Annotated in this window: 7 protein-coding genes; all 7 read left to right on the forward strand. The window is 72.8% G+C overall.

The features are described 5' to 3' along the window. A partial coding sequence (locus A7A76_RS21630; RefSeq protein WP_206413244.1) for a flagella basal body P-ring formation protein FlgA occupies positions 1–625 on the forward strand: 625 nt, incomplete at its 5' end. 4 nt (positions 626–629) lie between these two features. Further along, positions 630–1,322, forward strand: a complete 693-nt coding sequence (locus A7A76_RS21635; protein ID WP_206413245.1) for a flagellar basal body L-ring protein FlgH — start codon at positions 630–632, stop codon at positions 1,320–1,322. Continuing rightward, a complete protein-coding gene (locus tag A7A76_RS21640; RefSeq protein WP_343225385.1) occupies positions 1,319–2,467 on the forward strand; it encodes a flagellar basal body P-ring protein FlgI in 1,149 nt (382 codons plus the stop codon). Before A7A76_RS21635 ends, A7A76_RS21640 begins: the two co-directional genes overlap by 4 nt. 57 nt (positions 2,468–2,524) lie before the next feature. After that, the gene (locus A7A76_RS21645) at positions 2,525–2,893 is read left to right on the forward strand and encodes a hypothetical protein (RefSeq protein WP_206413247.1); all 369 of its coding nucleotides are present in this window, start codon (positions 2,525–2,527) and stop codon (positions 2,891–2,893) included. 2 nt (positions 2,894–2,895) lie between these two features. Further along, positions 2,896–3,291: a flagellar basal body rod protein FlgC gene (locus A7A76_RS21650; RefSeq protein WP_206413248.1), complete on the forward strand. Its 396-nt coding sequence runs from the start codon at positions 2,896–2,898 to the stop codon at positions 3,289–3,291. Continuing rightward, positions 3,291–3,644, forward strand: a complete 354-nt coding sequence (gene fliE, locus A7A76_RS21655; protein WP_206413249.1) for a flagellar hook-basal body complex protein FliE — start codon at positions 3,291–3,293, stop codon at positions 3,642–3,644. The genes A7A76_RS21650 and fliE overlap by 1 nt, the downstream gene beginning before the upstream one ends. Before the next feature lie 25 nt (positions 3,645–3,669). Beyond that, a partial coding sequence (gene fliF / locus A7A76_RS21660) for a flagellar basal-body MS-ring/collar protein FliF (protein WP_206413250.1) occupies positions 3,670–4,873 on the forward strand: 1,204 nt, incomplete at its 3' end.

Below are 4,873 nucleotides of genomic sequence, written 5' to 3' on the forward strand. Positions count from 1 at the left end.
GCGCATCGCCGCGGCGGTGCGCTCGGCGCTGGCCGAGCGCCTGCGCGAAGGCCATCCGCAGGCGCAGTTCGAACTGATCACGCGGCTGGCCGACCAGCGCCTGCCGGCCGGCGAACTCGAACTGCGCGTCGGCGAGCCCGGCGGACGCTGGCCGCGCGCGCGCGCCTCGCTGCCGGTGCAGTTGCGCGTGGACGGACGTACGGTGCGCACGCTCGGCGTGTGGGTCGCGCTGCGCGATCCGCGCGCGGTGCCGACCTACGCCGAAGCGTATCCGGCGCATACCGATGGCGAACGGCTGCGCCTGGTCGAAGCGACGGTGGACATGAGCTGCTGCGCCGGCGAGGCCTTGGCCGCCGGCGCCGCGCCGGCGCCGCGGCTGCGGCTCAAGCGCCAGGTCGCGGCCGGGCAGCCGGCGCTGGCCGGCGATTTCGAAACACGGCCGGACGTGGCCGCGCGCGAGCGCGTGACCATCGAAGTCGTGCGCGGACCGGTGCGGCTGCAGAGCCAGGGCATGGCCCTGGGCGACGGCCGCGTCGGCGACACCGTGCCGGTGCGGCCGGACGCTTCGCAACAGACCGTGCGTTCGCGCGTGGTCGCCCCACAAAAGGTGCAGATCGATGGTTAGGTCGATGCGGAGCGCCGGCGCATGCGCGCTGGCGATATGGACGGCGGGCTGGATCGCGCCGCTGGCGGCCCAGGACGGCGCGCGGATTGGCGACAGGCAAGCCTTCGGCGCGCCGGTCGCGGGCGCGGCGACGCAGGGCACGACTCAAGGCGCGAACGTACAGGGCGCCGGCTACGACGGCCGCGAAAGCCTGGTCCGGCCCGAGCGCTACCGCGGGCTCGCCGCCGATCACCGCGCCTACCGCACCGGCGACGTCGTCACCGTGTACGTGCTCGAAGCCACCCGGGCCAAGTCGCAGGCCGCGACCGACGCCAACAGCGACCTGGACATGCGCGCCGGCCTGAAGACGCCGACCGCCGATTACGACGGCCGCTTCGGCATCGGCGCCAGCAACAGCGGCGGCGCGCAGACCACGCGCGTGGGCGAGCTGCGCACCCAGATCTCGACCCTGGTCACCGAGGTCAGGCCCGACGGCGCGCTGGTGATCGAGGGCGCGCAGACCCTGACCGTCAACGGCGAGGAACAGCGCATCCGCCTGCGCGGACTGGTCCGCCCCGAAGACGTTTCCGCCGACAACATCGTGCTCTCGCACCGCATCGCCAACGCCGACCTGGAGCTGGTCGGGGTCGGCGTGGTCAGCCAGTCGCAGCGCCAGAGCGTGTTCTACCGCCTGTTCAAATGGTTGAGGTTGATGTGAGCGCGACCCGGATTTCTTCCAAGCCATTGCGCTGGACGCTGGCGCTGTGCCTGGCGGCGCTGACGCCGGCGCTGGCCTGCGCGGCGACCGCGAACGCGGTGCGGATCAAGGACGTGGCCCGCGTCGCCGGCGTGCGCGACAACCCCTTGACCGGTTACGGCCTGGTGTTCGGCCTGTCCGGCTCGGGCGATTCGCAGCGCAACCGCGCGACCTTGCAGTCGGTCGCCAACACCTTGCGCAATTTCGGCGTCAACGTCGGCGAGGCCGAACTGGCGAGCCGCAACGTCGCCGCGGTGATCGTCACCGCCAAGCTGCCGGCGTTCGCCGAACCGGGGCAGTTGCTCGACGTGCAGGTGGCCTCGGCCGGCGACGCGCGCAGCCTGACCGGCGGCACCTTGATGCTGACGCCGCTGTCGGGCCCGGACGGACGCCTGTACGCGATCGCCCAGGGCGCGATCTCGGTCGGCGGCTACCAGTTCGAGGGCGTGACCGCGTCGCTGCAGAAGAACCATCCCACGGTCGGCTGGATTCCGTCCGGCGCCAGCGTCGAGCAGGCCTCGCCGCTGCGCGTGGCCGGCGACGGCCGCTCGCTGAGCGTGCTGCTCAACGATCCGGACTTCACCAACGCCAACCGCATCGCCACCGCGATCGCCCAGGCCATGCCCGAGGCCAGCGTGCGCGCCGAGCACGCCGGCAAGATCAGCGTCGCCTTCGCCACGCCGCCGGGCGACCTGATCGCGCGCATCGCGCGGCTGGAAAACCTCTCGGTCGAACAGCAGCGCAAGGCGCGCGTGGTGGTCAACGAACGCACCGGCACCGTGGTCGCCGGCGGCGATGTGCGCCTGGGCCGGGTCAGCATTTCGCATGGCGATCTGAAGGTCGAGGTGCGCACCGATTATTCGGTGTCGCAGCCCGACGGCGTGTACGTGCGGCCCGGCAACAGCATCGGCTCGGTGGTGGTGCCGCGCACCCAGATCCGCGCCGAGGAGACGCCGGCGCCGCTGGTCAGCGTGGCCGAGGGCGCGACCGTCGCCGACCTGGTCGCCTCGCTGCGCGCGATCCGTCTGAGCACGCGCGACGTCATCGCGGTATTGCAATCGGTCAAGGCCGCCGGCGCGCTCGACGGCGAGTTGGTCATCCAGTAAGCGGCGCGGCCACGAACGCGGCCGAACTCAAGCACAGGCAGGGGAGCAGACCCGACAATGAGCAACGACATCACCACCGAGGCGGTCCGCCTGGCGCTGGGCATCCGCGAGGCGCAGGCGCGCAGCGCCAGCGTCAACATCGCCAACGCCGGCATCGAGGGCGCGCGCGCGCAGCGCGTCGACTTCGCCGCGATGCAGACGCTGCTGAGCGAGGCCGCGCAAGGCGGCGACGCCACGCTGGCGGCGCGCCTGAGCGCGGCCGCCGACGGGGTGCGCGCGATGCCGGCGCAGGCCGGCGCCGATCCGATCCAGGCCGACGAGCAAGTCGCCGACATGGTCACCGCCGGCATGAACTACCAGGCCCTGGGCGAAGCGCTGAGCCGCCACTTCGGCCTGCTGCGTCTGTCGATCGCGGGCAGGAGCTGAGCATGGCCGTCGACTCCATCCTCGACGCGGCCCGCGCCGGGCTCGCCTACGAACGCCTGCGCCTGGACGCGGCCAGCCGCAACATCGCCTCGGCCAACGTCGCGCTGGCGCCGGGCCAGGACGCCACCCGCCTCGGCGTCGGCGCCGCCCCGCGCAGCTTCGCCGACGCGGTCGGCTTCGGCCCGGGCCTGTCGCCGCAGCCGCTGGCCGCGCGCGAAGTGCACGACCCGGGCCATCCGCTCGCCGACGCCGCCGGCGTGGTCCGCTACCCGCGCATCGACATGGTCCAGGAAATGACCACGCTGATGACCGCCAGCCGCGGCTACGAAGCCAACGTGCGTTCCTTCAACCTGCTGCGCGGCATGATGCTGCGCGCGCTCGAAATCGGAGCCAAGTGATGTCGATCGAAGCCATCGGCGCGCTCGGCGCCGCCTCCTCGCTGTCCACCGGCGCGCTGCCGACCGCGTCGCTGTCGGCGGCGTCGCCGCTGGCCGAGGCTGCGCGCGGCGAAGCCCTGTCCGACGCGCCGCGCGCCGATTTCATGGACGCGCTCGGCGCCGGCCTGGCGCGCGCCGACGGCAGCCTGCGCCACGCCGACGCGCAGCTGCGCGCGCTGTCGGCCGGGCAGGACGTGCCGATCCACGACGTGATGATCGCCATGGAACAGGCCCGCCTGGACCTGACCCTGGTGGTCGAAGTGCGCAACCGCCTGGTCGAGAGCTACCAGGAAATGATGCGGATGCAGCTGTGACCGCGGCCCGCACGGAGCTTTCCCGATGAATCCCATGAACTTCTTCAAATCGCTTTCGCCCGGCGCGCGCGCCGGCCTGCTGCTCGGGCTGGCGTTGCTGCTGGCGGCCACCGTGGCCGCGTTCTGGTGGCTGCTCGCGCCGCGCCAGCAGTTGCTGTTCGGCGGCCTGCGCGAGAACGACGCGGCCGAGATCGTGCAGTCGCTCAACGAGTGGAAGGTGCCGCACCGCATCGTCGACGGCGGCACCGCGATCACCGTGCCCGAGGACGCGGTCTACCAGACCCGCATGCGCCTGGTCTCGGCCGGCGTGCCGCGCGGTGGCCATGTCGGCTTCGAACTGTTCGACGATTCCGACTTCGGCGTCACCGAATTCGCCCAGCGGGTCAATTACCAGCGCGCGCTGCAAGGCGAGATCGAGCGCACCATCGCCGCGCTGCCGGGCGTGCAGAACGCGCGCGTGCACCTGACCATCCGCCGGCCCGGGCTGTTCGTCGGCGAGAAGGAAGCCTCCAAGGCCTCGGTCGCGCTGACCCTGCGCCCGGGCGAAACCTTGAACCGGCAGCAGATCCACGGCGTGCGCAGCCTGGTGGCGGCCGCGGTGGAAGGCCTGTCGGCGCAGAACGTCGCCGTGCTCGATTCCGAAGGCGCGCTGCTGGCCGCGACCGGCGGCGACGGCGCCGTCGACCTCGACGGCCGCCACGAGGACGAGGCGCGGCTGGAAGAGCGCATCCGCGCGCGCGTGGTCGAACTGCTCGGCCAGGTGCTGCGCAACGAAGAGTTCCGCGTGTCGGTGGACGCCACCCTCAACTACGACGCGGTGCGCGAGGTCAGCGAACGCCCGCTGGCGCAGGGCGACGACGGCAACGGCCTGCTGCTGCGCCGGCGCGTCAACAGCGCCGGCAGCAACGGCGCCGAAGGCCGCAGCCAGAACAACGAGGAGTCCGAGTATCTGCACGGCACCGAGCGCGAGGAGATCGCGCGCGCGCCGGGCCGGATCGAGCGCCTGTCGGTGGCGGTGATCCTGCCGCCGGACCTGGACGAGCAGGAAGTCGCGCGCATCCATTCGCTGGTGGCCGCGGCCGCCGGCGTCGACAGCGAGCGCGGCGACCGCCTGGAAGTGTCGCGGCTGGCGCGCGGCAAGGGCTGGAACGTGCTGCGCGGCCCGTCGCCGGAGCTCGGCGACCAACCCGTCGCCGCGCGCGCCGCCACGCCCGCGCCGAGCGCGAACA

The sequence above is a fragment of the Lysobacter enzymogenes genome (assembly GCF_017168095.1).
Classification (GTDB): domain Bacteria; phylum Pseudomonadota; class Gammaproteobacteria; order Xanthomonadales; family Xanthomonadaceae; genus Lysobacter; species Lysobacter enzymogenes_D.